Annotated in this window: 20 protein-coding genes; 12 read left to right on the forward strand and 8 right to left on the reverse strand. The window is 60.1% G+C overall.

Annotation, left to right across the window (positions count from 1 at the left end; all coding sequences use genetic code 11):
- Positions 1–233: 233 nt before the first annotated feature.
- Complete coding sequence (locus NZ453_RS20320; RefSeq protein WP_263772742.1) at positions 234–2,201, reverse strand: fructose-1,6-bisphosphatase; 1,968 nt, start codon at positions 2,199–2,201, stop codon at positions 234–236.
- 99 nt (positions 2,202–2,300) lie between these two features.
- A complete protein-coding gene (locus NZ453_RS20325) occupies positions 2,301–3,251 on the reverse strand; it encodes a LysR family transcriptional regulator ArgP (RefSeq protein ID WP_263772743.1) in 951 nt (316 codons plus the stop codon).
- Positions 3,252–3,379: 128 nt separating this feature from the next.
- Here NZ453_RS20325 and ald point away from each other — a divergent pair, with 128 nt between their 5' ends.
- From ald to NZ453_RS20350, 5 genes are all read left to right on the forward strand, one after another.
- Entirely contained in the window at positions 3,380–4,495 is a 1,116-nt protein-coding gene (ald, locus tag NZ453_RS20330; RefSeq protein ID WP_263772744.1) for an alanine dehydrogenase, read from the forward strand.
- Positions 4,496–5,070: 575 nt separating this feature from the next.
- A complete protein-coding gene (locus tag NZ453_RS20335) occupies positions 5,071–6,954 on the forward strand; it encodes a potassium transporter Kup (protein ID WP_263772745.1) in 1,884 nt (627 codons plus the stop codon).
- 192 nt (positions 6,955–7,146) lie between these two features.
- Positions 7,147–7,776, forward strand: coding sequence for a helix-turn-helix transcriptional regulator (locus NZ453_RS20340; RefSeq protein WP_263772746.1), 630 nt, complete (start codon positions 7,147–7,149; stop codon positions 7,774–7,776).
- Positions 7,766–8,737, forward strand: coding sequence for an ornithine cyclodeaminase family protein (locus NZ453_RS20345; RefSeq protein WP_263772748.1), 972 nt, complete (start codon positions 7,766–7,768; stop codon positions 8,735–8,737). The genes NZ453_RS20340 and NZ453_RS20345 overlap by 11 nt, the downstream gene beginning before the upstream one ends.
- A gap of 29 nt (positions 8,738–8,766) precedes the next feature.
- Positions 8,767–9,729: a threo-3-hydroxy-L-aspartate ammonia-lyase gene (locus NZ453_RS20350; protein ID WP_263772754.1), complete on the forward strand. Its 963-nt coding sequence runs from the start codon at positions 8,767–8,769 to the stop codon at positions 9,727–9,729.
- A 23-nt stretch (positions 9,730–9,752) separates the two neighbouring features.
- On the opposite strand, the gene NZ453_RS20355 is transcribed toward NZ453_RS20350, so the two are convergent.
- The 3 genes from NZ453_RS20355 to clpS form a co-directional block, all read right to left on the reverse strand.
- Complete coding sequence (locus NZ453_RS20355) at positions 9,753–10,778, reverse strand: threonine aldolase family protein (RefSeq protein WP_263772755.1); 1,026 nt, start codon at positions 10,776–10,778, stop codon at positions 9,753–9,755.
- Positions 10,779–10,924: 146 nt separating this feature from the next.
- Positions 10,925–13,186 carry an ATP-dependent Clp protease ATP-binding subunit ClpA gene (clpA, locus tag NZ453_RS20360; RefSeq protein ID WP_263772757.1) on the reverse strand — a complete coding sequence of 754 codons (2,262 nt, stop codon included), beginning with the start codon at positions 13,184–13,186 and terminating at the stop codon, positions 10,925–10,927.
- Positions 13,187–13,495, reverse strand: a complete 309-nt coding sequence (gene clpS, locus NZ453_RS20365) for an ATP-dependent Clp protease adapter ClpS (RefSeq protein ID WP_263772758.1) — start codon at positions 13,493–13,495, stop codon at positions 13,187–13,189.
- Positions 13,496–13,718: 223 nt separating this feature from the next.
- Between clpS and NZ453_RS20370 the strand changes: the two genes are divergently transcribed.
- From NZ453_RS20370 to pabB, 4 genes are all read left to right on the forward strand, one after another.
- Entirely contained in the window at positions 13,719–13,922 is a 204-nt protein-coding gene (locus NZ453_RS20370; protein WP_263772760.1) for a cold-shock protein, read from the forward strand.
- Between the two features lie 144 nt (positions 13,923–14,066).
- Positions 14,067–15,572: a beta-barrel assembly-enhancing protease gene (locus tag NZ453_RS20375; protein ID WP_263772762.1), complete on the forward strand. Its 1,506-nt coding sequence runs from the start codon at positions 14,067–14,069 to the stop codon at positions 15,570–15,572.
- Positions 15,573–15,612: 40 nt separating this feature from the next.
- Positions 15,613–15,840: a sulfurtransferase TusA family protein gene (locus NZ453_RS20380; protein WP_263772764.1), complete on the forward strand. Its 228-nt coding sequence runs from the start codon at positions 15,613–15,615 to the stop codon at positions 15,838–15,840.
- A gap of 38 nt (positions 15,841–15,878) precedes the next feature.
- Complete coding sequence (gene pabB, locus NZ453_RS20385; RefSeq protein ID WP_263772765.1) at positions 15,879–17,699, forward strand: aminodeoxychorismate synthase component I; 1,821 nt, start codon at positions 15,879–15,881, stop codon at positions 17,697–17,699.
- Between the two features lie 8 nt (positions 17,700–17,707).
- On the opposite strand, the gene NZ453_RS20390 is transcribed toward pabB, so the two are convergent.
- Genes NZ453_RS20390 through coaBC form a run of 3 tightly spaced genes read right to left on the reverse strand, consistent with a single transcriptional unit; the run spans position 17,708 to position 19,779 of the window.
- Positions 17,708–18,121, reverse strand: coding sequence for a secondary thiamine-phosphate synthase enzyme YjbQ (locus NZ453_RS20390; RefSeq protein ID WP_263772767.1), 414 nt, complete (start codon positions 18,119–18,121; stop codon positions 17,708–17,710).
- An 18-nt stretch (positions 18,122–18,139) separates the two neighbouring features.
- Positions 18,140–18,589, reverse strand: coding sequence for a dUTP diphosphatase (gene dut / locus NZ453_RS20395; protein ID WP_263772768.1), 450 nt, complete (start codon positions 18,587–18,589; stop codon positions 18,140–18,142).
- Positions 18,589–19,779 (reverse strand): bifunctional phosphopantothenoylcysteine decarboxylase/phosphopantothenate--cysteine ligase CoaBC, encoded by a 1,191-nt coding sequence (gene coaBC / locus NZ453_RS20400; RefSeq protein ID WP_263772769.1) that lies wholly within the window; start codon positions 19,777–19,779, stop codon positions 18,589–18,591. The genes dut and coaBC overlap by 1 nt, the downstream gene beginning before the upstream one ends.
- Positions 19,780–19,839: 60 nt before the next feature.
- Between coaBC and radC the strand changes: the two genes are divergently transcribed.
- The 3 genes from radC to rpmG all read left to right on the forward strand — a co-directional run bounded on the left by radC (position 19,840) and on the right by rpmG (position 21,021).
- Positions 19,840–20,517: a RadC family protein gene (gene radC, locus NZ453_RS20405; RefSeq protein WP_263772770.1), complete on the forward strand. Its 678-nt coding sequence runs from the start codon at positions 19,840–19,842 to the stop codon at positions 20,515–20,517.
- A 100-nt stretch (positions 20,518–20,617) separates the two neighbouring features.
- Positions 20,618–20,851: a 50S ribosomal protein L28 gene (gene rpmB, locus NZ453_RS20410; RefSeq protein WP_263772771.1), complete on the forward strand. Its 234-nt coding sequence runs from the start codon at positions 20,618–20,620 to the stop codon at positions 20,849–20,851.
- Between the two features lie 14 nt (positions 20,852–20,865).
- Positions 20,866–21,021 carry a 50S ribosomal protein L33 gene (gene rpmG / locus NZ453_RS20415; RefSeq protein ID WP_275983313.1) on the forward strand — a complete coding sequence of 52 codons (156 nt, stop codon included), beginning with the start codon at positions 20,866–20,868 and terminating at the stop codon, positions 21,019–21,021.
- Positions 21,022–21,160: the final 139 nt, after the last annotated feature.

Genomic DNA, 21,160 nt, shown 5'->3' on the forward strand with positions numbered 1-21,160 from the left:
CGGTGCCTTGGCGATGACCACCCCCGGCGATACCTCGATGGTGCGTGTCGAGGAAGTCGAAGCCGCCATGAAGGGCAAGGGCGCTCGCGTCATCCGGTAAGCGGCGCCACTAAACCGGCGGGGCGGCGCGCTGAGCCGCTCCGTCCGGTCCGAAGCGCCCCCAAAAGAAACGGCCTCCCAAGGGAGGCCGTTTCTTTTGCCGTCTCTGGCGCCTGGCGCTCCGGACTTCCGAATCAGCAGACGCTGTGTTCCTTGATCACGCCTTCGCGATAAGCATGCAGCAGCGCTTGCAAATCGTCGATCTTGCGCTGGATCTCGCGACCGCGATCGGTGTCGCGCACACACATGCGGAAGGGATGCGTGTGGATGATCTCCGTTTCGCTGTCGATATCGACTTCCTCCGACACGGCCTTCTGCGTCGAGTGGAAAGGCTGGTGCGCTGCGAGCAGCATGCCTCGTGAATTGGCAATCAAGGTATAGCCGGCGATTCCCGTTTCACGTTGATAGGCCTTCGAGAAACCGCCGTCGATAACGAGAAGCTTGCCATTGGCCTTGATCGGGCGTTCCCCCTTCGACACCTTGACCGGTACGTGGCCGTTGATGATGCGCCCGGTGTTGGGATCGAGGCCGAACTCGCGCAGGATCTTGGTGGCTGATTCTTCCGTGTCACGCAGCGTGTAGTAGGCGTTACGCTTCTCGGCGTGCGTCACCTTGTCGGCCAGGAAGTAGCGTTCGAAGGTGGCCATCTTTTCCTTCCCGAACAGCGGCGACTGCGGCGCACACCACAGGAACCACATGGCGTCCATGCCGTATTGCTTGACTTCGGGGTTGTCGGTTGCGAAGTAGCCCTGGCGTGCCAGCCGGTCCACTCGGTCGAGGAATTCCTTGCCCTTGAAAGACTTGCCGTCGACGTTGAACGACTTGAACTCGCCGTTTTCTTCCATGGCGATGCAGCCGTGGTAGAGGAGGTTGCCGTCGTGAATTAGATAGAGGCTCCCGTTCGAGAAGAGGAAGCGGACGTGCTGCTGCAGCTTCTTGCTGTTGACGAAGGAAAGCCTGAGTTTGTCCATGACCTGTTGTTCTTCGGGCGTCAGCGCATCGGGCGCTTTCGGGTCGATGGTCGGGAAGAAGGTGTCGAGCAGCGGATAGTCGACGCCGTTGAGTTGGACAACGCCGCGCTCGTAATCGATCTTGTCGAGCAGCAGCCGGTCATCCATCTGGTAGTGGGGCCGGCGCTTGATGACCTGGCTTTCGATCTTGAACTGCATGATCGCCATGGCTTTCTGCATCTGCGCCATGAGGCGGATTTCCTGGGAAGTGAACTTCTCGTCCGGCGACACCTTGGGAATGAACAATTCGCAGGGGTCGTCCTTGTAGGTTTCGAGGGCGAACGACGCGAGCGGCAGCAGGCTGACGCCGTAGCCATTTTCGAGCGTCTCCATATTGCCGTAACGCAGACAGGTGCGGATCACGTTGGCGATGCATGGCTCGCTGCCGGCGGCGGCTCCCATCCACAGAATGTCGTGGTTGCCCCACTGTATGTCGACTTGGTGGTACTCCATGAGGCTATCGAGAATCAGGTGTGCGCCGGGCCCGCGGTCGTAGATGTCACCGATCACGTGCAGGCGCTCTACCGCCAGGCGCTGGATGAGTTCGGCGAGGCTGATGATGAAGGTCTGCGCGCTGCCCGTAGAGACGATCATGTCGATCTGGCTCTGGTAGTACGCCGCCTTGTGTTCGACGCCTTCCTGGTCGTACAGCAACTCCTCGATGGCCTCGGCGACGTGCGGCGGCAGAAAACGGCGTACCGTTTCGCGCCGGTACTTCGCGCTCAGGCGCCGGCAGAACTTGGCCAGGCGAACGAGCGTCAGGCGGCTCCACTCGTCCCTGTCGGCAACCGATTGCAGCATCATCGGCGTCTTCAATTCGGGGTAGTAGATCAGCGTCGCCAGGTTGCGCCGTTCCGACTTCGACATCGTGTTGCCGAACATTTCCTCGATCTTGCGCCAGATCGATCCCGCGCCGTTACGGACGACGTGCTGGAACGCCTCGTATTCACCATGGATATCGGAGAGGAAGTGCTCTGTACCTTTGGGCAATTGGAGCAGAGCGCTCAGATTGATGATCGCCGTCGACGCCGCCTGAATGGTCGGGTATTTCTCGGACAGCAGTTGAAGATACTTGACGGTCTCGTTTTGCATGTTTCTCTCTTTTATGTGTGGGCCGTTGTCAACGATGTGTGGCAGACCAAAATTCCAGTGCTTTGTTCCGAGCATAGCGGGGCAACCCTTACCGGTGGCTTACGCCTTGCCGCGCGCTGTGCGGCTACCGCTGCTTTGCCACAGCACCTTCGCCGCCGCGTCCACGACCGCCGCTGACAGCGCGTTGAGCACGGCGGAATCGAGATTCCAGCAGTGCCAGTAAAGGCCGAGAGGCAGCGGCGAATTCGGCACGAGGTTGACCAGTTCGCCGCTTTCGAGCTCCGTCCGCACTTGGATCTCGGGCACGACACAGGCTCCCCAGCCAGCGAGAACGGCGCGTACCTGGCCTTCTGAACTAGGCACGAAACACTGATTCAGCTTCGCTTGCTTCAGCTTGAACGCGCGGCTCACGAATTCGGTCTGCAGATCGTCCTTGCGATTGAACGCGATGAAGGGCAACTGCCGGAAGTTATGCGCTGACAGACCGCCTGGGCAGAAACGCTTGACCGTGTCCGGGCTGCCTACCGCCACGTAATCCATATAACCGAGAAAAACCAGCTTGCAGCCGCGAAGCGCCTGTTTCAGCGTCGTGACACATCCCAATACCTGCCCTTCTCGCAACCATTCCTGCGTGAAGTCTTGATCGTCGGTAATGATCTCGAGTGGAACGCCCTGGCGTACCAAAGCGTCGAACGCAGGGAGTGCCCAGGTGGCGATGCTGTCGGCGTTGACGGCGATGGAAATGCGTTCACTTTCGCCAAGGCTGTTACCACCGGTTGTTCCTGGGGCGAGCTTGCGCAATTCCTGTTCGAGGTCGGTATGCAGAAGCCGGACTTGCATGGTGTGCTTGAGCAAAAGGCGTCCGGCCGGTGTTGGCCGCAACGGTCGTCCCCGCACGATAAGCACCGTGCCTGCTTGCGTTTCGAGCGCGCGCAAACGCTGAGACACCGCCGATTGGGTAATCGACAGGCGCTGCGCCGCTTTCTCGAAGCCACCTTCCTCGACGATGGCCGCGAGGCATTCGAGAAGGTCCGGCGTAAAACGATCCATGAATGCCTCCGAGGGCTATTAGCGATTCTTATTAAATGTGAATTCGTTTAATACTACTTTAAATCCCAAGTGACTTCCACGAGACTGCGTGCACCGGCTTCGACTTAACCCACAATGGAGAAAACGTCATGCGAATCGGGGTACCTAAGGAAATCAAAAATCACGAATATCGCGTTGGACTGACACCCGCCAGCGTGCGCGAGTTGGTTTCGCGCGGCCATTCGGTGTTTGTTCAAAAAGGGGCCGGCGAGGCCATCGGGCTCTTCGACGAACATTACCAAGCGGCGGGTGCTGCCCTTCTTGCCGAGCCGACGGAGATCTTTGCCACGGCCGACATGATCGTGAAGGTCAAGGAACCGCAGCCGCAGGAATGCGCGATGCTGCGTCCGGGGCAGATTCTCTATACCTACCTCCACCTGGCGCCTGATCCCGAACAGACGGCCGCGCTCCTCGCTTCGGGTGCCATCTGCGTGGCGTACGAAACGATCACCGGTCCGAACGGCGGTCTGCCGTTGCTGGCGCCGATGAGCGAAGTGGCAGGGCGAATGGCCATTCAGGCCGGTGCCGCGCATCTGGAAAAATCAAAGGGCGGTATGGGCGTTCTGCTCGGCGGCGTACCAGGCGTTGCGGCAGCGCACGTCGTAGTCATTGGCGCAGGCGTGGTCGGCACGAATGCATTGCAGATGGCCGTGGGGGTTGGCGCACGGGTTACGGTTATCGACAAGAACGTCGACCGGCTGCGCCAATTGGATCTTGTTTATGGTAACCGCATCACGACGTTGTTTTCCACCGCGCAGCACATTGAAGAAGCCGTCATGGACGCGGATCTGGTGGTCGGCGGCGTGTTGATTCCAGGTGCGGCGGCTCCGAAGCTGGTGACGGCTGGGATGATTTCGCAGATGAAGAAGGGGGCGGTGATCGTTGACGTGGCGATCGACCAGGGCGGATGTTTCGAAACCTCCCACCCGACTACGCACGCACAGCCGACATTCATCGTCGACGGCGTCGTCCATTACTGCGTAGCCAACATGCCCGGCGCCGTGGCGCGCACCTCGACGTTTGCGCTCAACAACGCGACGATCGGCTATGCGCTTTCGCTGGCCGACAAGGGGTGGAAGAAAGCCCTTAAGGACTGCGTGCATCTCAAGAATGGACTCAACGTCGCGGAAGGTAAGGTCACGTACGCCGCCGTGGCGCGCGCGCTCGGGTATGAGTACGTCGACGCAGATCATCTGATCGGTTAACGGCAAGAACGCCTGCCGAGCGGGGCCGCGTCTTCCCGCCCGGCAGGCGATGGTCGGTTCCCTTTTAGGCAAACCGACAGCGGGTACGCACGGAAGCTTCGAGCGGACCAACGCGTCATCCATTCTTCCTGGCGCGTGGAGTGGTACGCGGATCGCCCTCTCGGCGTAGCGATCCGCAGTTGCTCATCGACCTTTCTGACGCAACATCTTCTCCTGATTGCCTCCGGCGGGAACATCTCCTGCCGTTTTTTTTTCCAGAACCGAAACTACCGCGAAGGGGCCGAAGGTGCATGTGAGGCCTCGATCGGGTAAGATCGCGCCTCGTAAGTCTGGGCGTCGGCTCAGCAAGGAAAATTCGCAGGGGAGTCCGGCGCGGTGCGCCCGACTCCCCGTTGTTGTCAGCCGTGTACCGGCGCGTGAAGCCTTGCATTGAAGCCTTACCCCGCCGAAGTGGGCGATGCAGCGCCTGCCTCGAAACGACAAGAATCAGAGTCCCGAGGGGGACTTTGCATTCGGCGCGCTATATGCCCTTCGCCCGCCGTTGCAAAGAACAGCATTTGAAAGAGACCGTATAAATGCACAACGGAACGAATCAAAGCAGGGCGCAGCAAGCGGCGCTGGCACTGGCTGCGCTCGGCGTGGTTTACGGTGATATCGGAACCAGTCCGCTGTACGTGATGAAGGAAGTCTTCGCTGGGATTCACCCAATCCCTCTGAACCCAGGAAACGTGCTCGGCATCCTCTCGTTGATTACCTGGGCGCTGATTATCATCGTTTCCGTCAAGTATGTCGTTTTCATCATGCGCGCCGACAACCGGGGCGAGGGCGGAATCATGGCCCTCATCGCGCTTGCGCTGCACAATGCCAAGAACAATCGCCACCGCGAGAAAGCGATCCTGCTCGCCGGCCTGGTCGGTGCAGGGATGTTCTATGGTGACGGAGTCGTCACGCCGGCCATGTCAGTTCTCTCCGCGCTCGAAGGTCTTGATGTGGCCACGCCCGCATTCCGACCCTTCATCATTCCGATGACCTTGGTCATCCTTTTCCTGCTTTTTTATTTTCAGCGGCGGGGAACGGCTTCGGTCGGTGCGCTATTCGGGCCGATCATGGTGATGTGGTTCTCGACGCTCGGCGTGCTGGGCTTTATCAGCTTAACCGCCCATCCCGCGGTGCTTGGCGCGGTGAACCCGCTGCATGGAATTCGCTTCCTGATCGAGCACAGTAATATCGCCGTGCTGGCGATGGGCGCGGTGGTGCTATCCGTGACTGGCGCTGAGGCTCTTTACGCCGACATGGGCCACTTCGGCAGTCGACCAATCCGCCAAGCCTGGTTCGGCTTCGTCCTGCCGGGGTTGCTGCTCAACTACTATGGGCAGGGGGCGCTCATCATTGCGGATCCGGCCACGATAGAGAACCCGTTCTATCACCTCGCGCCGGACTGGTTCCTGTATCCCCTTATCGCGTTGGCGACAGCAGCGACGGTGATCGCGTCGCAAGCTGTCATCTCGGGTGCTTTCTCGGTCACCCGACAGGCTATGCAGCTCGGTTTCGTACCTCGCTTCGAGGTTCAATACACGTCAGAGAAAGCTCAGGGACAGGTGTATCTGCCCGGGGTTAACTGGGGGCTATTCTTGGCGGTGGTGGTTCTCGTGCTCGGTTTCCGCTCGACGAACAACTTAGCAGCGGCGTACGGAATTGCGGTAACCGGCGATATGGTCATTACCTCGATTCTCGCCACCTTCGTAGCCGCCAAGAGCTGGAACTGGGGGTGGGGGCGGGCAATTGCTCTCTTCGCCGTGTTCCTCTGCGTGGAAGCGACCTTCCTGTTTGCCAACGTGCTGAAGATCCCGGACGGTGGCTGGTTCCCCTTGGCGGTTGGGTCGGCAGTCTTTCTCCTGATGAGCACCTGGAAGCGCGGTGGTCAACTGCTCACCGATCGAACCAGTGGCGAGGCAATTTCGTTGACTGCCTTCATCGACGCGTTGCTCGTTTCGATGCCCGAGCGAGTGCAGGGAACCGCGGTGTTTATGACCTCGAGCAACGATCGCGTGCCGAACGCGATGCTGCACAACCTGATGCATAACAAGGTTCTGCACGAACGTGTGCTTGTCGTGTCGGTCAAGGTGTTCGACGTGCCCTATGTGCCTGAGATCGACCGTGTCGAAATCCATAAGCTGAAGGGCGATTTCTACAGCATTACCGTGCAGTACGGGTTCAAGGACGAACCAGACATTCCGCAGGCCCTCTCCCTATGCGCCGCGCAGGGGCTCGACATCAACATGATGGAGACCTCGTTCTTCCTCGGCCGGGCCACCTTGGTACCCAAGATCGGCTCGGAAATGGCGTACTGGCGTGAAAAGCTGTTCATCTTCCTCTTCCGCAACGCGAGCAGTGCCACGACCTTCTACAAGATTCCCAGCAACCGCGTCGTCGAACTCGGTACGCAGGTCGTACTGTAGGGCTTTCGAGGTGCCTTGCCTACGGCATCTCGCGCCTCGCACTTCGGCATGGTCAACTGCTGCATGATGGTCCTATCCCGAGCGCGGTTTTTCCTGGCTTCCCTACCTTTCTGAGCTTGTCCTTCGCATAACAAGCCGCGATCAGCACAAACGAGTTTTGACAAAATGTACAAACTTAGATAATCTGTACATATGAGAACGAAAGCGAATGAGCACGCCGCTTTTCTGGCGCAGATCGAGAAAATTGCGCAGGGCCTTGGGGAAACGTTTGCCCCGTTTTGCGAAGTGGTAGTGCACGATCTGACTCGCCCCGAACACGCCATACTGGCCATTCATAACAACCTGTCCGGCCGTTCGGTCGGCGATCCGGTGACCGAGCTAGGCTTGGCTCGTATCGCCGACCCTGCGTACCCGGAAGTGATCGCAAACTATGCCAACCGCTTTGCTGACGGCCGCCAGGTGAAAAGCACGTCCATTGGCCTCAAGGACGCGAGTGGCCGTTACGTGGCGGCCCTGTGCTTGAATGTGGACCTCAGCCAGTTCAACGGACTGCAAAACATGCTTCGGCAATTCAGCCGAGTCGACGAGCCGGGGACCACGGTTGAAACGCTCGATCCTTCCGCGGCGGAGACGATTCGGAAGCGCATCGATCAATTTGCGGCGCGTCTCGCGACCACGCCGCGATCGCTTAAGGCGGTGGAGCGGCGAGCTCTCGTGCGCGAGTTGAAGGCCGCCGGATGCATGGAGGTGCGGCGAGCGACAGAAACCGTCGCGCAGCATCTCGGCGTTTCACGCGCAACGGTGTACAACGATGCCAAGTGACGCCCATCTGCTGCTGTTGGACGCGCCTACGGTGGAGGCGCTGCTCGACTCTGCCAGCGCGCTTGGCGCCGTGCGTGAAGCATTCGAACTCCACAGTCTTGAGGCAGGTCGCACCTTTCCTATTGTGCGTGAGCGCTTGCTGTCGGGTGCCGTGTTTGGCATCAAATCCGGCGATGTCCCATCGCAAGGGCTGCTCGGATTCAAAGCCGCCGGTTTCTGGCCCGCCAACCGCCAGCGCGGTGGAGAGCCGCATCAGGCAACGATCCTGCTCTTCGACCCTGAAACGGGCCGGCCGCGTTGCGTTATCGACGGTAACGTCGTCACCACCCTGCGCACCGGCGCTGCCGGGGCGCTCGGGCTGATTTATCTTGCGCGCCCAGACAGTGCGCGGCTATGCGTCTTTGGTACGGGCGTGCAGGCGGCCGTACAAGTGGATTTCGCGCTGCAGGTCATGGATGGAATCAAGCAAGTCCGCTACGTGGCTTCTCACGGGGGGGCGGATGCCGCTTTCGAAAAGCGTTTTGCGGATCGTTGCGACATCGCACCGGCAAGTGACCTCAATGCCGCTGTCGCCGAGAGCGATATCGTGATTACCGCGACACCGGGCAGGGGTCCGCTCTTTGACGCGAACGCCGTGCGCCCAGGGACCCACCTCAACTGCGTCGGCGCCGACACGCGCGGCAAGCGCGAACTGCCAGAGGGCCTTCTCTCGCGCGTGCGCCTGATAGTCGACGACCGCACGCAAGCCAGCCAGATTGGCGAGATGCAATGGGCGCCGTCGACGCCTTGCACGGAACTTGGAGACTTCATCACCGGCAAGACGGACCTGGAGCGACAGGCGACTGATGTCACCGTCTTCGATATGACCGGGTTGGCCTTGCAGGATCTGACTGTTGCCCGACTGCTCTTCGAGCGTGCCGAGACGAGCGGCCACGGAGTACGCGTCTCGTGGCCGTGGTAGGCCACAATCTCTTGGAAAGGAATTGCCCCATGCTCAATCTGCCCACTTACGATGATATCGTTGCAGCGGCTGGTCGAATAGCCGGTCATGCCCATCGCACTCCGGTCATGCGGTCGCGTACCGTGGACCAGGAGTTAGGCGCTAGCGTCTATTTCAAGTGCGAGAATCTGCAACGCATGGGGGCGTTCAAGTTTCGCGGCGCGTTCAACGCCCTGTCGAAATTCGACGAGCGGCAGCGACGTGCTGGCGTCGTGGCGTTCTCCTCCGGCAACCATGCTCAGGCGATCGCGCTTTCCGCCTCGCTGCTCGGCATCTCCTCGACTATCATCATGCCGAACGACGCGCCTGCCTCAAAAGTCGCGGCGACGCGCGGGTATGGTGGCAAGGTGGTCGAGTACGATCGGTACAAGGAGGACCGTGAGGCGATCGGGCGAGCGCTCGCGGAGGAGCAGGGCCTGACCCTTATCCCACCCTATGACCATCCTGATGTGATCGCCGGTCAGGGTACCGCGGCGAAGGAGTTGTTCGAGGAGGTTGGCGAGCTCGACGCGCTTTTCGTTTGTCTCGGGGGCGGTGGCTTGCTTTCAGGATCGGCGCTGTCGGCACGCGCGCTCTCGCCGAACTGCCGAATCTATGGGGTCGAACCGGAGGCCGGCAACGACGGCCAGCGTTCGTTCCGCTCAGGGGCCATTGTCCACATCGACACCCCGCAGACGATTGCCGACGGCGCGCAGACGCAACACTTGGGCAATTACACTTTCGAGATCATACGGCGCGATGTCGAGGACATCCTGACCGCCAACGATCTTGAGTTGATCGACTGCATGCGCTTTTTCGCCTCACGTATGAAGATCGTCGTCGAACCGACCGGTTGTCTCGGTTTTGCAGCGGCACGGGCGATGAAGTCGCAACTCCGCGGTCAACGGGTAGGCGTCATCATCAGTGGGGGCAATGTCGACCTGACGCGCTTCTGCGCTTTGCTCGGTAGTTGAGCAGATGCGCACGCCTGCGTCGTTCAGCTCAGTGCTGAGCGAAGATCGGCGAGTAGTGCGTCGACGCTTTCCGGGGTCGTGTCCCAGGCGCACATGAAACGCACGCCGCCAGCGCCGATGAAGGTGTAGAACCGCCAACCGCGGGCACGCAACGCTGCTTGAGCTTGCTCAGGCAAGAGAACGAAAACGCTGTTGGCTTCGACCGGGAAGAGTCTTTCCACGCCGCCGATAGCCGTGATGCCGTGGGCTAATCGCCGTGCCATGGCGTTCGCGTGCCCGGCGTGCCGCAACCACGCGCCGCCTTCGAGGATGCCGAGCCAGGGCGCCGCCAGGAAGCGCATTTTCGACGCCAGTTGCCCGGCTTGCTTGCAGCGCCAGGCGAAATCCTCGGAAAGCGAGCGGTCGAAAAAGACGACGGCTTCGCCGACCGGGAGCCCCATCTTCGTTCCGCCAAAGCAGAGGACATCCACCCCAGCGCGCCATGTAATTTCGCTCGGAGCGACACCAAGCGCGGCAACCGCGTTCGCGAAGCGCGCGCCGTCCATATGCACTCGCAGGCCGTGCTCATGGGCCAAATCGGCGATCGCTGCCACCTCGTCGCGTTGGTACACCGTGCCCACTTCAGTGGCTTGGGTCAGCGTTACGACTCGCGGTTTCGGATAGTGAATGTCGCTCCGGCGTGAAATGACCTCGCGAATGGCGTCGGGCGTCAGCTTGCCATTGCTGCCCCTGGCCGGCAGCAACTTGGAGCCGTTGGAGAAAAACTCCGGGCCGCCGCATTCGTCCGTCTCGACGTGCGCGACCTCATGACAAATCACGCTGTGATAGCTCTGACACAGCGAAGCCAGCGCGAGCGAATTGGCCGCTGTCCCATTGAAGGCGAAATACACGTCGCAGTCGGTGGCGAACAATTCGCGTAGACGGTCGGAAACCTGGCGCGTCCAGTCATCGTCCCCATACGCCGGGGCATGACCGACGTTGGCGGCGAGCAGGGCGTCAAGGGCTTCGGGGCAGATTCCCGCATAGTTGTCGCTGGCAAAATGCTGCATGGGTGCTCCAAGGAAAAGGTCTGCGGGGATTTTCGCATGGCCGTGGCGCATTTAGTATCCGACGCGATCCGAAGTCAATAAAAGAAACGGCCACGTTTGTGCGTGGCCGTTCATCGAGGTCAGATGCGGATTGTGCTGAACTGCGCTTATGCGACCTCCGCGGCCTCCTCTTCGAACGACAGCTTGACCTTGCCTTCCTCGTCGACGTCCACGGTGACGTGACCGCCGTTCGCGAGCCGACCGAACAGGAGTTCGTCGGCAAGCGCCGAGCGGATCGTGTCCTGGATCAGCCGCGCCATCGGCCGGGCTCCCATCAGCGGGTCGAAGCCTTTTTCCGCCAGGTGGTTCTTGAGCGCCTCCGTGAAAGTCGCTTCGACCTTCTTCTCTTGCAACTGCTCCTCGAGCTGCATCAGGAATTTGTCGACGACGCGCAGGATGACCTCGTGGTCGAGCGGCTTGAACGAAATCGTCGCATCGAGCCGGTTACGGAATTCCGGCGTGAACAGCCGCTTGATCTCGGCCATTTCGTCGCCCACCTGCTTGGTGCTCGTGAAGCCCATGTTCGGCCGCTGGATCGCCTCCTGGCCGGCATTGGTCGTCATGATAATCACCGCGTTGCGGAAGTCGGCCTTACGCCCGTTATTGTCGGTTAGCGTCCCGTGGTCCATCACCTGCAACAAGATGTTGAAGATGTCCGGATGCGCCTTCTCGATTTCGTCGAGCAGGAGCACGCAGTACGGCTTCTTCGTCACGGCCTCTGTGAGCTGTCCGCCCTGGTCGAAACCGACATAGCCGGGCGGTGCACCGATCAGCCGCGACACCGCGTGCCGCTCCATGTACTCCGACATGTCGAAACGGATCAGCTCGTTGCCCAGGAAATAAGCGAGCTGTTTCGCAACCTCCGTCTTGCCGACCCCGGTCGGGCCGGAGAAGAGGAAGCAGCCGATCGGCTTCGATGGATTGCCAAGGCCGGAGCGCGCCATCTTGATTGCCTTCGCAAGCGCATCAATAGCCATTTCCTGGCCGAAGACCACGGCCTTCAGGTCGCGATCGAGGTTCTTCAGGGCACCACGGTCATCGGTTGACACATGGGTCGACGGAATGCGCGCAATCTTCGAAATGATGTCCTCGATATCCTGCTTGCCGATGATCTTCTTCTGCCGCGACTTGGGCAGAATGCGCTGTGCGGCTCCCGCTTCGTCGATGACGTCGATCGCTTTGTCCGGCAGGTGACGGTCGCTGATGAAGCGCACAGAGAGTTCAACGGCAGACGTGATCGCAGCCGAGGAATACTTGATGCCGTGATGCGACTCGAAACGCGCCTTGAGGCCTTTCAGGATTTCGATCGTCTCGGCCGCTGACGGCTCGTTCACATCGATCTTCTGGAAGCGTCGCGAAAGCGCGTGGTCCTTCTCGAAGATGCCGCGGTACTCGGTGTACGTCGTGGCGCCGATGCACTTCAACTGGCCGTTGGATAGGGCCGGCTTGAGCAGGTTGGAGGCGTCCAGCGTACCGCCCGACGCCGATCCGGCGCCGATCAGCGTATGGATCTCATCGATGAAGAGGATCGCCAGCGGGTTTTCGGTCAGCTGCTTGAGCACGGCCTTGAGTCGTTGCTCGAAGTCGCCTCGATACTTGGTCCCGGCGAGCAGGGCGCCCATGTCCAGCGAGTAGACCGTCGCTTTGGACAGAATCTCCGGCACTTCGCCTTCCACGATACGGCGTGCGAGGCCCTCCGCGATCGCAGTCTTGCCTACGCCGGCTTCGCCAACCAGCAGAGGGTTGTTCTTGCGCCGGCGGCAAAGCGTTTGCACGACGCGCTCAAGTTCGCTGTCGCGCCCAATCAACGGATCGATCTTGCCCTGCATGGCGAGCGCGTTGAGGTTGATCGTGTAGCTGTCCAACGGGCCAGCCGCGGCTTGTTGTTCGCCCTCTGGCTCGGCTTCGTTTTCCGGACGAGCAGCGTTGTTCTGCGGCACTTTGCTGATGCCGTGCGAAATGAAATTCACTACGTCGAGGCGAGAGATTCCCTGCTTTTGCAGGTAGTAGACGGCGTGCGAATCCTTCTCGCCGAAGATCGCAACGAGTACGTTCGCGCCGTTGACTTCCTTCTTGCCCGAAGACTGCACGTGGAGAATCGCGCGCTGGATCACGCGTTGGAAACCCAGCGTCGGTTGCGTGTCGATGTCTTCCTGTCCCTCGACGGTGGGGGTATGTTCGCCGATGAACTTCGTCAGATCCTTGCGGAGCTGTTCGATGTTCCCTCCGCATGCCCGCAACGTCTCGGCAGCCGAAGGGTTGTCGAGCAACGCGAGCAGCAGATGCTCGACCGTAATGAACTCATGGCGCTTCTGCCGGGCTTCGACGAAGGCCATGTGCAAGCTGACTTCAAGTTCCTGCGCAATCATTCAATTCTCCTCCATGACGCACGCCAGCGGGTGCTGGTTTTCCCGTGCGAAGGTCGTAACCTGCTCGACCTTGGTGGCGGCGACGTCGCGTGGATAGATACCACACACACCTCTTCCCTCCACGTGTACTTTGAGCATGATTTGCGTCGCCCGTTCTCTGCTCATCGAAAAAAACTTCTGTAGAACGAGGACGACAAACTCCATTGGAGTGAAGTCGTCGTTGAGCAGTAACACGGTATAGAGAGGCGGAGGCGCGAGTTTGGTGCGCTTGGCTTCGAGAACCGATCCTTCCTGATGCTGTTTTGCCATAAACCAATTCTAACCAGTCTTTCCTGCTCCGCAACATTGCGAATTGACCGCTTCTGCGGACATAAAACGTCTTTTGCTCCCGTACGGGGTTGAAAAATGCTTGACGCATCGGTGACAACTAGCGTACAAAGACTGAATGTTTCGGTTTGGACTTCGGTCCGCATACCAAACATGCAAGTCGGGCGAATGCCCGGTTCCAGTCTTTTTTCAAGGAAGTAGCAATATGGCAACAGGTACTGTCAAGTGGTTCAACGACGCCAAGGGGTTCGGTTTCATTACTCCGGACGATGGCAGCGAAGATCTCTTCGCCCATTTTTCGGCGATCACCATGGGCGGATTCAAGACCCTCAAAGAGGGCGAAAAAGTTACGTTTGATGTGACTCAGGGTCCAAAGGGTAAACAGGCTTCTAACATCGCGCGCGTCTAGTCCAGACAGCGCTGAAAAAACCCGCTTCGGCGGGTTTTTTTTCGCCCGTGACTAGGGGCTCTACGATTGGGCGAAACAACTTGAAACAACGCACGGTGTCGGGACTCAAGTATCATTGACCGATACCGAACGGCGCGTATTCTCATGCCTACCGTGATTTCCTTCTGCTTCTCTTCCCGTATTCGCCAACCGGTCTTGCGCCTCGCGAAATCCGTCGCAGCCGCCTCGCTGAGCGTTGTCCTCGCCACGGCATCGATTGCCGCCGAGGAACTCCCTGACCTCGGAGAATCGGCGCGGGCCGACCTTTCGCCGCAAGTCGAGCGTCGGATAGGCGAAAGCATCATGAACGAAATCAGGCTGCGCGAGCCGACGTACGTCGACGATCCCGAGATAAACGATTACCTCGATCGCTTGGGGAGGCGCCTGGTGGCCGCGGGCGACAACCCGACCGGTGATTTCCACTTTTTTGCCATTCGGGATACGACGGTTAACGCCTTCGCCATGTTCGGTGGCTTTATCGGCATGAACACCGGAACGATGTTGGCTGCGCAGTCCGAGTCCGAACTGGCCAGCGTCCTCGCGCACGAAATCGGGCATGTGACCCAACACCATTTGGCGCGGCAAGTATCGAAGCAGAAGCAAATGGCAATTCCTGGCCTGATCGCCATGGCCGTTGGCATACTGGCCGCGCGTTCGAACTCCCAAGTGGCGGCGGCGGCCGTGACTTCTTCCCAAGCCGGGATGGTGCAGTCGCAGCTTGCGTATTCGCGCGATTTCGAGCGTGAAGCTGACCGGGTCGGCTTCCAGACGCTCGAAAAGGCGGGCTTCGATGTGCGCGGTATGCCAGATTTTTTTGAGCGTCTGCAGAAAGCCGGGCGGCTCTACGAGAACAACGCCCCGGTTTATCTGCGTTCCCACCCGCTGACCGTCGAGCGGATTTCGGATATGCAGAACCGTTCCGAGGAGGCCCCCTACCGACAGGTAGTTAGCAGCCTCGACTTCTACCTCGCGCGTTCCAAGCTGCGGGCGATGATGGGGACGCCGGAGGAGGGTGTCGCCGAATTCGAGACGCAATTGAAGGAGAAAAAATACGCGTCCGAGGCGGCGGTCCATTACGGCCTTGCTGTCGCCCTCATGAGAGCGAAGAAAGTCGCGAACGCGCAGAAGGAAGTGGAAGCCTTACAAGCGCTCAAGGCGGCTTCGCCATTCATTTCTGGCTTGGCGGCCGAGGTGAAAGCAACCGGGGGCGACTTCGCCGCCGCTCAGAATATTTATCGGGAAGCACTACAGCGCTTCCCGCAAGCCAAGTCGCTTGCCTACGGTTACGCTGAAGCGCTTCACGCAGGGCGCAACTACGACAAGGCGCTAACTTTCCTTGAGCCGCAACTCCAATCGAATCCTTCCGACTACAAGCTTTACGGCCTACAGGCGAAAACGTATGCCGCGTTGGGGAAACGCTTGCAGCAGCATCGCGCGCAGGCTGAGTTTTACATGCTGCAAGGTCAACTCGGCGCAGCGGTCGAACAGTTGCAGTTTGCGCAGCAGGAGACGGACGGCAACTTCTACGAGCAGTCGGCGGTTGATGCTCGGCTACGTGAGCTGCGCAAGCTGCAGGAAGAGGAGCTTAAGCTCAAGAGGAACGGCGGGTAGACGCTAGAATTATGAGTTTCTTCCGTCTGCGGAGCCGCTCATGAATTTCGACCGCGAACTCGATGTCAAGGGATTGAACTGTCCTCTCCCGATTCTGCGCACCAAGAAGGCCCTTTCAGAGATGTCCTCAGGGCAGATTCTGCGCGTCGTAGCGACCGACCCGAATGCGGTCAAGGATTTTCGAGCGTTTGCCAAGCAGACCGGTAACGAGCTTCTCTCCGACGCGGATTCCGACGGCACCTTCGAGTTCTTCTTCAAACGCAAGTAGCGCGGTAGCGCGCTTGTGCGGTTGCTCCCGACGTTCCAATGACCTGCCTAGCTGCCCCGGTCGCTCTTTTTGATGATGGACAGGGCGGCGCGGTCCTGTTCCAAGACTTGAGTCGGACGATCGATTTCGACTCCACGGTGGCGGCCGCGGATTGGGACGGAGAGAACGCATTGATCGATGCGTTCGCCGCGGTCGAGACTGCGGCGGCAGAGGGGGAGTGGGTCGTTGTTGCGGCCGACTATGAACTCGGCGCTTGGTTCGAACCTGGCGCCGCGATACGCCGTCAGGGTTCAAGGTTGCGTGCTTGGGTCTTCGGCCGCAGGACCCTCCTCGATGCCGGCGGGGTTGCTGCTTTTTTCGCGCAACGGTTACTGAGCGTGGCGGCCCACGATCGGGTCGTCGGCATAGCGGAAACGGAGATCGGGATCGATTCGACGACGTATGCCGCCCGAATCGAGCAGATCATGCGCTGGATCTACGATGGTGACGGTTACCAGGTCAACTTCACCTTCCCGCTTCGATGCCGCGTTTTCGGACATCCGCTCGCGCTATATCTCCGTTTGCGCGAACGCCAGCCGGTTCGTTACGGCGCCGCCGTTCTTGTTCCTGGCGCAACGATTCTTTCGTACTCGCCGGAGCTGTTTTTCGAGCGCGTCGGTTCGCGAGTCGTCACGCGACCGATGAAAGGCACGGCACCGCGCGGGAAGACGACGATCGAAGACGCGGCGTCACGCGATGCCCTGCTGGCATCTGAGAAAGAGCGTGCCGAGAATGTGATGATCGTCGACCTTCTGCGCAACGACCTCAGCCGCCTCGCGGCTCCTGGCAAGGTGTGCGTCGAAGGGCTTTGCGTGGCCGAAGACTATCCCACCGTCTGGCAAATGGTGTCGACGATTGCCGCCGATCTTCCCGGCGTCTCTCTCTTCGAACTTTTCCGCGCGTTGTTTCCCTGCGGCTCGGTGACCGGCGCACCGAAAATCGCGGCAATGCGCAAGATCGCGGCATTGGAGACGTCGCCACGCGGTTTATACACAGGGGCATTGGGTTGGCTGGCACCTGGAGGTGATTGCCGCTTCAACGTCGCGATCCGTACGCTGGAGATCGATCGTGAGCGCCGAGCGACGCTTGGCATCGGCAGTGGTGTCGTTATCGACTCGAAGCCGGAGCGGGAATACGCCGAATGCCTTCTTAAGGCGAGTTTTCTTACCGGGTACGATCCGGGATTCCAACTCATTGAGACGCTGCGTCTGGAGCGTGGCGCTTATCCGTTGTTGTCGGGACACCTTGCTCGACTTGCCGCGTCCGCGAAAGCCCTAGGTTTCTCATGCGACATTGAGGGCGTGAAGAAAGCGCTGTCAGAAAGATCGGCCGCTCATAGCGACGGGCTGTTTCGGGTTCGTCTTACGCTCGCGCATGAAGGCGCAATCGCCGTTGTGGAAACGCCCCTAGAGGAAACGAACGGGCCGTGGCGAGCGGTTCTTGCCGAAGAATTGCTCGATCCGGAGGACTATCTGCTGCGTCACAAGACGACAGCCCGTGCACGCTATGAGCGCGAACTCGCGCGGCTGGCCGGTTTCCCCAACGTATTCGACGCCGTATTCCTGAACACCCGGGGAGAGGTCTGCGAAGGCGCGCGCAGCAATGTCTTTGTTGCTAAGGAGGGCGGCACGTTGCTGACGCCGCCGGTGGAATGCGGGCTGCTGCCCGGAGTGCTGCGCGGCCATCTACTCGACACTGGCCGCGCCGTCGAATGCTCGCTGACGCTTGCCGACCTTCGTGACAGCGCTGCGGTTTACCTCGGCAACGCCGTACGCGGTTTGGTGCCGGTTACCTTCGATTGGCAAGCCGCGCGGGCTTAATCAAAAGCTTAGCCAATAACGGTGACCACGATACGCCGCCGGTGCGACGAAGTACGGTGTTCCCAAAGGTAGATGCCTTGCCATGTGCCGAGCGCAAGGGCACCGGCCGCCACCGGCACAGTCACCGACGTGCCGGCAAGAAGGGTCCTCGCGTGCGCCGCCATGTCGTCCTCACCTTCGTCGTCGTGCTGATACGCCGGGTCGCCATCAGGTGCCCAACGCTTGGCGAGCATTTCCAGGTCGCGCCGCACGGAAGGATCGGCGTTCTCGGTAATGGTCACCGAGCAGCTTGTATGCTTTACGAATACGTGGGCAATACCGGTACTGATCTTCGCGTCGCGAACGATGTGCGCGACTTCGTCCGTAAGGTCGGTCGTTCCACGCCCGCGCGTGCCGACTTCGATCGTCTGCTGATAGACCATGCGATTTCCGCTATCGTGTCAGGATTTCCCGGTGCTTCCGAAGCCGCCAGCGCCCCGCGAACTTGCGTCGAACTCGTCGACTACATTGAACTGCACTTGCAACACGGGGACTACGACCAGCTGAGCGAGCCGATCGAGCGGATTGATCGTGAACGCCTCCTTGCCACGGTTCCAGGTGGAAACCATGATCTCGCCCTGGTAGTCCGAGTCGATCAGACCCACGAGATTGCCGAGAACGATCCCATGCTTGTGGCCGAGCCCGGAGCGCGGCAGGATCATCGCGGCGAGCCCTGGATCAGCAAGGTGGATGGCCATGCCGGTCGGAATGAGCACCGTTTCGCCGGGATGAATTCGCACCGGCGCTTCGACGCACGCGCGTAGGTCCAGGCCGGCCGAACCCGGCGTTGCATAGTGGGGAGGGCTGTCCTTCAGCCTGGGATCCAGCAGTCGGACGTCGATTCGATGCATCAGCGATTCTCCAGCAAGGTAGCAATGCGCGCGATGAGTTGACGCGCGAGTTGAATTTTGGGGCCTGGGGTTAGCGGCCATTGACCCGCGTCGTCGAACAGGACGACCGTGTTGTCGTCGCCGCCGAACCCGTGTTGGATCAGGTTCCCGACGATGAGGGGAATCTTCTTGGCCATACGCTTGCGTTCCGCGTAAGCGGCAAGATCGTGGCTTTCCGCGGCGAAACCGACGCAAAGCGGCGGGGCGGGCAGGGCGGCTACTTCGGCGAGGATGTCGGGGTTGCGCACGAGCCGGATATCGGGAGTGGCGCCGTCTTCCTTCTTGATCTTGCGATCAGCAATTGCTTCGGGCCGATAGTCCGCCACCGCGGCCACACCGACGAATACGTCCTGCCCGGAAATGCGCTCCATGACAGCGGCGTGCATTTCCAGCCCGCTGGTGACGTCCACGCGCGTGACGCCGCGGGGGGTCTGTTGAGTCACCGGACCAGAAACCAGAGTGACCTCTGCCCCGGCCTCCTGTGCGGCGCATGCGATGGCAAAGCCCATTTTCCCGCTCGACAGGTTGGTGATACCCCGCACCGGGTCGATAGCCTCGAAGGTCGGTCCAGCGGTGAGGAGGACTTTCCGTCCGGCGAGGACTTTGGGTTGGAAGTGCGCAATCAGTTCGGCGACTATCTCGTCCGGTTCGAGCATTCGTCCCTGGCCGACCTCACCGCATGCTTGGTCGCCGGCGGCGGGGCCGAGGACGCCGATGCCGTCATTGCGCAGCGTCGCGACATTGCGTTGGGTCGCTGGGTTTTCCCACATCTGGCGATTCATCGCGGGGGCGACGAACAATGGACAGTCCCGCGCGAGAACCAGCGTGGTAAGCAGGTTGTCCGCGATACCAGCGGCTGTCTTGGCGAGAAAGTCGGCCGACGCCGGGGCAACGAGCAGCGCGTCCGCCTCCCGCGAGAGGTCGATGTGCGCCATGTTGTTGGCGATCCGCGGGTCCCACTGATCCGTGAAAACGGGGTTGCCTGAAAGCGCCTGAAAGGTGACTGGGGTAACGAAATGCGAGGCGGCGTCGGTCATCACGACATGGACCGAGGCGTCCTGCTTGATCAGCAGACGGACGAGTTCGGCCGCCTTGTAAGCCGCGATGCCGCCCGTTACGCCGAGGACGATACGCTTGCCGCTTAATTCCATTTGAATGGTCCGGTTGCTTGGATAAAATGCCTGGCTGGTCATTTTAACTGAGATCGTCTCATGCCAATTACCGACTGGCCGGCCGACGAACGTCCGCGCGAGAGGCTGCTTACCCAAGGAGCGAGGGCGCTTTCTGACAGCGAGTTGCTGGCAATCTTTCTGCGTGTCGGAATGAAGGGAAAGAGTGCGGTCGATCTCGCGCGCGACCTGATTCGCCATTTCGGCAGCCTTAGCCGCCTGTTTGCGGCGAGCGCGGATGAGTTCGAAAAGATCCCCGGGATGGGACCCGCCAAATACGCTCAACTTCAAGCCGTGTTGGAAATGTCGCGGCGGGCGCTGGCCGAGGAGATAAAGAGCGTTTCGGCTTTCGACGGTCCGGCGGCCGTGCGGGATTACTTGCGCCTGCATCTGGCCGATTTGGGGCACGAAGTGTTTTTCGCGCTCTGGCTCGACGCGCAGAACCGATTGATTACCGGTGAGGAGCTGTTCCGCGGAACGTTGACGCAGACGAGCGTCTACCCTCGCGAGGTCGTCAAAAAGGCGTTGGCCCACAATGCGGCCGCGGTGGTGCTCGCACATAACCACCCTTCCGGCGTCGCGGAGCCATCGGCGGCCGACGAGATGCTGACGCAGGAGCTCAAACGTTCGTTGGCACTGGTCGACGTTCGCGTGCTCGACCACTTCATCGTCGCCGGGCGGGCAAAGCCGCTTTCGTTCGCCGAGAGGGGGTTGCTGTAGGCGCGCGTGTCTCCTAGGTGTCAGAAAAGACTTGAATTATTCCGGACAGTTGGGCTAGAATTGCCGGCTTTCTTCCCAAGCTTAATTGGAGCAACAAATCATGGCGCGTGTTTGCCAAGTAACGGGCAAGGCCCCGATGGTCGGGAATAACGTTTCCCACGCCAATAACAGAACGAAGCGCCGCTTCCTCCCGAACTTGCAATACCGCCGTTTTTGGGTTGAAAGCGAGAACCATTGGGTGCGCCTGCGCGTGTCCAACGCGGGTCTGCGCATCATCGATAAAAACGGTATCGACGCTGTGCTCGCCGACCTGCGCGCCCGCGGCGAAATCTGACAGGGGACATCGCCATGCGTGAAAAGATCAAGCTCGAGTCGACAGCTGGAACCGGCCACTTCTACACGACGACCAAGAACAAGAAAACGACTCCGGAAAAACTGGAGATCATGAAATACGATCCGAAGGCGCGCAAGCATGTCGCCTACAAGGAAACCAAGTTGAAATAACGAATTTGCTGTACTCCATAAACCTCGCCTTCGGGCGAGGTTTTTTTTCGCCTTGAATTTCTTGCCAGAGAGGGCGAATGCCGGGCAGTCGATGTGCGCTTCGGAGGGAAGTATTCGGAGGCCCACGAATCGGAACCCT

Origin of the sequence: Propionivibrio soli, from assembly GCF_025770765.1 — a bacterium.
GTDB lineage: Bacteria > Pseudomonadota > Gammaproteobacteria > Burkholderiales > Rhodocyclaceae > Propionivibrio > Propionivibrio soli.

What these genes read in the sequence shown, in the direction of transcription:
- NZ453_RS20320 (WP_263772742.1), bottom strand. Translation starts at nt 2,201, where the DNA reads ATGCAAAACGAGACCGTCAAGTATCTTCAACTGCTGTCCGAGAAATAC.
- NZ453_RS20325 (WP_263772743.1), bottom strand. Translation starts at nt 3,251, where the DNA reads ATGGATCGTTTTACGCCGGACCTTCTCGAATGCCTCGCGGCCATCGTC.
- ald (WP_263772744.1), top strand. Translation starts at nt 3,380, where the DNA reads ATGCGAATCGGGGTACCTAAGGAAATCAAAAATCACGAATATCGCGTT.
- NZ453_RS20335 (WP_263772745.1), top strand. Translation starts at nt 5,071, where the DNA reads ATGCACAACGGAACGAATCAAAGCAGGGCGCAGCAAGCGGCGCTGGCA.
- NZ453_RS20340 (WP_263772746.1), top strand. Translation starts at nt 7,147, where the DNA reads ATGAGAACGAAAGCGAATGAGCACGCCGCTTTTCTGGCGCAGATCGAG.
- NZ453_RS20345 (WP_263772748.1), top strand. Translation starts at nt 7,766, where the DNA reads ATGCCAAGTGACGCCCATCTGCTGCTGTTGGACGCGCCTACGGTGGAG.
- NZ453_RS20350 (WP_263772754.1), top strand. Translation starts at nt 8,767, where the DNA reads ATGCTCAATCTGCCCACTTACGATGATATCGTTGCAGCGGCTGGTCGA.
- NZ453_RS20355 (WP_263772755.1), bottom strand. Translation starts at nt 10,778, where the DNA reads ATGCAGCATTTTGCCAGCGACAACTATGCGGGAATCTGCCCCGAAGCC.
- clpA (WP_263772757.1), bottom strand. Translation starts at nt 13,186, where the DNA reads ATGATTGCGCAGGAACTTGAAGTCAGCTTGCACATGGCCTTCGTCGAA.
- clpS (WP_263772758.1), bottom strand. Translation starts at nt 13,495, where the DNA reads ATGGCAAAACAGCATCAGGAAGGATCGGTTCTCGAAGCCAAGCGCACC.
- NZ453_RS20370 (WP_263772760.1), top strand. Translation starts at nt 13,719, where the DNA reads ATGGCAACAGGTACTGTCAAGTGGTTCAACGACGCCAAGGGGTTCGGT.
- NZ453_RS20375 (WP_263772762.1), top strand. Translation starts at nt 14,067, where the DNA reads ATGCCTACCGTGATTTCCTTCTGCTTCTCTTCCCGTATTCGCCAACCG.
- NZ453_RS20380 (WP_263772764.1), top strand. Translation starts at nt 15,613, where the DNA reads ATGAATTTCGACCGCGAACTCGATGTCAAGGGATTGAACTGTCCTCTC.
- pabB (WP_263772765.1), top strand. Translation starts at nt 15,879, where the DNA reads ATGACCTGCCTAGCTGCCCCGGTCGCTCTTTTTGATGATGGACAGGGC.
- NZ453_RS20390 (WP_263772767.1), bottom strand. Translation starts at nt 18,121, where the DNA reads ATGGTCTATCAGCAGACGATCGAAGTCGGCACGCGCGGGCGTGGAACG.
- dut (WP_263772768.1), bottom strand. Translation starts at nt 18,589, where the DNA reads ATGCATCGAATCGACGTCCGACTGCTGGATCCCAGGCTGAAGGACAGC.
- coaBC (WP_263772769.1), bottom strand. Translation starts at nt 19,779, where the DNA reads ATGGAATTAAGCGGCAAGCGTATCGTCCTCGGCGTAACGGGCGGCATC.
- radC (WP_263772770.1), top strand. Translation starts at nt 19,840, where the DNA reads ATGCCAATTACCGACTGGCCGGCCGACGAACGTCCGCGCGAGAGGCTG.
- rpmB (WP_263772771.1), top strand. Translation starts at nt 20,618, where the DNA reads ATGGCGCGTGTTTGCCAAGTAACGGGCAAGGCCCCGATGGTCGGGAAT.
- rpmG (WP_275983313.1), top strand. Translation starts at nt 20,866, where the DNA reads ATGCGTGAAAAGATCAAGCTCGAGTCGACAGCTGGAACCGGCCACTTC.